At 77.6% G+C, this 3,151-nt stretch carries 2 protein-coding genes and 1 pseudogene; all 3 read right to left on the bottom strand.

What is annotated here, in order from left to right:
• Positions 1-498, bottom strand: a pseudogene (locus tag GTR02_RS20890) (hypothetical protein); the annotation flags it as partial.
• Positions 499-500: 2 nt separating this feature from the next.
• Positions 501-1,835, bottom strand: coding sequence for a 3-oxoacyl-ACP reductase (locus GTR02_RS20885; protein ID WP_166609397.1), 1,335 nt, complete (start codon positions 1,833-1,835; stop codon positions 501-503).
• A partial coding sequence (locus tag GTR02_RS20880) for an acetyl-CoA C-acetyltransferase (protein WP_205709746.1) occupies positions 1,832-3,151 on the bottom strand: 1,320 nt, incomplete at its 5' end. The genes GTR02_RS20880 and GTR02_RS20885, both read right to left, overlap by 4 nt.

Raw genomic sequence — 3,151 nt, 5'->3', positions numbered from 1 at the left:
GAAGGCGACCCCGCGCGCCAGGTAGCGGCTGAGGCCGCGCCACACGACGTCCGCCTCCGCGCCCGCGGCCCGCACCTCGGTGACGAGGTCGACGGTCGCGCCGCGCCGGTGCGGGCGCAGGCCCGCGGCCCGGACGCGGACGTCGAACCGCTCGGTCGCCCCCAGCGGCCGGTGCTGCTCGAACTCCTGCCGCACGTGCACGAGCCCCAGCAGCCGGAAGGGGAACGGCTCGCGCACCAGGAGGTCCACCTGCAGGCCGAAGCCCAGCAGGTGGGGGAACGGCAGCGGGAGCTCGTCGCGCAGGGGGAAGCCGCACAGGCGCGCGAAGGCCGCGAGCTGCCCCGCGTCGGCCCGCACGCCGCGCAGCTCCACGGCCCGGCGCGGGAGGTCGAGCGCCCCCGAGGTCCGGGGGCTCACGAGGGAGCGCACGTAGGTGCGTCCCAGCGCGGGGGCGCGCTCCAGGACGCGCACCCCGGGCGAGGACGGTGCTGCGGTCACGGTCACGCCCCCAGCAGGTTCTGGCCGCAGACGCGCAGCACCTGCCCCGACACGCCCGCCGCGGCGGGGTCGGCCAGGAAGGCCACCGCCTCGGCGACGTCGACGGGCAGACCGCCCTGCTGCAGCGAGTTCACGCGCCGGCCGAGCTCGCGGGGCAGCAGCGGCATTCGCGCGGTCATCGCGGTCTCGACGAACCCGGGCGCCACGGCGTTCGCCGCACCCCCGTTCGCGGCGAGCCGGGTGTCCAGGGCGCGCACCATCCCGATGACCCCTGCCTTGCTGGCGGCGTAGTTCGCCTGCCCCTTCGCGCCGGCGATGCCGTTGATCGACGACAGCTGCACGACGCGGGCCCCGCGCCGCAGCGCCCCCTCACGGGCGAGCAGGCCGTCGGTGAGGCGCAGCGGAGCGCGCAGGTTCACGTCGAGGACGGAGGTCCAGCCGCCCTCGTCGAGGTTGACGAAGGAGCGGTCGCGCGTGATGCCCGCGTTGTGGACGACGACGTCGACGCCGCCGTGGCGGCGCAGCAGGTGCTCGGCGAGGGCGGACGGCGCGGTGCCGGCCGTGATGTCCAGGTGCAGCGCGGAACCGCCGACGCGGTTGGCGATCCGGGCGAGCTGCTCGCCCTGCGCCGCCAGGTCGACGCACACGACGTGGGTGCCCGACCGCGCGAGCACCTCCGCGATCGCGGCGCCGATCCCTTGCGCCGCACCGGTCACGACGGCCGTGCGCGCTCCGGGCGTCTGCGCTGCGCGGGCCGCGCCGACCTCGAGGACCTGCCCGGACACGAACGCGGCGCGGGCCGAGACGAGGAACTCCAGCGGGCCCCGCAGGGCCTGCCCGGCGGCCTCGCCGACCCGCAGCAGGTTCACCGTGCCGCCCGAGCGGGCCTCCTTGCCGAGCGTGCGCACCAGCCCCTCCAGGGCCTGCTGCACCGCGGCGGCCTCGACCGTGGCCGTCTCGGCGACGACGGCCCCCAGCACGACGACGCGGCCGCCGACGGCGAGGCGGCGGAACGCCGGGGCGAGGGGTTCGCGCAGCGACGCCAGCTCGGCCGTGGTCCGCACGGCGGACGCGTCGAGCACGACGGCCCCGAACCGCTCCTCGGTCGCCTCGGGAGCGGCCGCGACGTCGGCTCCCGCGGCCGCGAGCCAGCGCGCGACGTCGTCCGCGTGCGGGGCCGCGGCGGCCCCGATCACGACCGCGGGACCCGTCAGCAGCGGCGCGCCGGGGCGGAACCGCCGCAGCGCGGCCGGCCGCGGAGCACCGAGGCGTCGCGCGAGCGCGGCACCGGGGCCCTGCCGCACGAACTGCGCGTAGGCGTCGACAGGGGCGCTCACGAGGCCTCCACCAGTGCGGCGATCCCCTGACCGCCCGCGGCGCAGATCGAGATGAGCGCGCGGCCGCCCCCGCGCTCGGCGAGGAGCTTCGCGGTGGAGGCCAGGATGCGCGCGCCGGTCGCGGCGAACGGGTGACCCGTGGCGAGGGAGGAGCCCGCCACGTTGAGCTTCTTGCGGTCCACCGTGCCGAGCGGCCCGTCGAGCCCGAGCCGCGTGCGGCAGAACTCCTCGTCCTCCCACGCGGCCATCGTCGCGAGCACGGTCGAGGCGAACGCCTCGTGGATCTCGACGAGGTCGAGGTCGTCGAGCGTCAGGCCGTTGCGGCGCAGCAGCTCCGGCACGGCGAACACGGGGGCGGTGAGCAGCCCCTCCCCCGCGCGCACGTGGTCCACGGCGGCCGTCTGCGCGTCCACCAGGTGCGCGAGCACGTCGAGGCGGTGCGCGGCCGCCCACTCGTCGGAGGCGAGCAGCACGACGGCGGCGCCGTCGGTCAGGGGCGTGGAGTTCCCGGCGGTCATGGTCGCGGGGCCGTCACCGTCGCGGCCGAAGACCGGCGGCAGGGCGGCGAGCTTCTCGAGCGAGGTGTCGGGGCGGAGGGTGTCGTCGCGGCGCAGCCCGAGGTAGGGCGTGAGGAGGTCGTCGAAGAACCCCCGGTCGTAGGCCTCGGCGAGGTGGCGGTGGCTCTCCAGGGCCAGCAGGTCCTGGTCCTCGCGGCGCACGCCCCACTGCACGGCGGTCCGGGCCGCGTGCTCCCCCATCGACAGCCCCGTGCGCGGCTCGGCCACCCGCGGGGTCGCGGGCAGCACCTGGCGCGGGCGGAAGCGGGCGAGGGCGGCCAGGCGCTGCTGCGGCGTGCGCGCCCGCGACAGGGCGAGCAGGACGCGCCGCAACCCGTCGTCGACCGCGATCGGGGCGTCGCTCGCGGAGTCGGTGCCCCCCGCGATGCCCGACTCGACCTGCCCGAGGGCGATCTTGTTGGCGAGCAGGACGGCGGCCTCGAGCCCCGTCCCGCAGGCCTGGGCGACGTCGTAGGTGGGGGTGCTCGGCGACAGGGCCGTGGAGAGCACCGCCTCGCGCGTGAGGTTGAGGTCCTTGCTGTGCTTGAGGACGGCACCGGCGACGACCTCGCCGAGCTGCTCACCGGCCAGCCCGTGCCGCGCGACGAGACCGTCGATGGCGGCGACCAGCAGGTCCTGGGCGGAGGCCTGCGCGTAGGCCTTCCCGGCGCGCGCGAACGGCGTGCGGTTCCCGCCGAGGATCGCGGCGCGACGCGGGGCACGCGGCCCGGAGGCGGCCGCCGGGGCGGGGCCTCGGGC

The sequence above is a fragment of the Kineococcus siccus genome, from assembly GCF_009906795.1.
Classification (GTDB): domain Bacteria; phylum Actinomycetota; class Actinomycetes; order Actinomycetales; family Kineococcaceae; genus Kineococcus; species Kineococcus siccus.
This window is presented reverse-complemented; position numbering and strand designations above follow the sequence as displayed.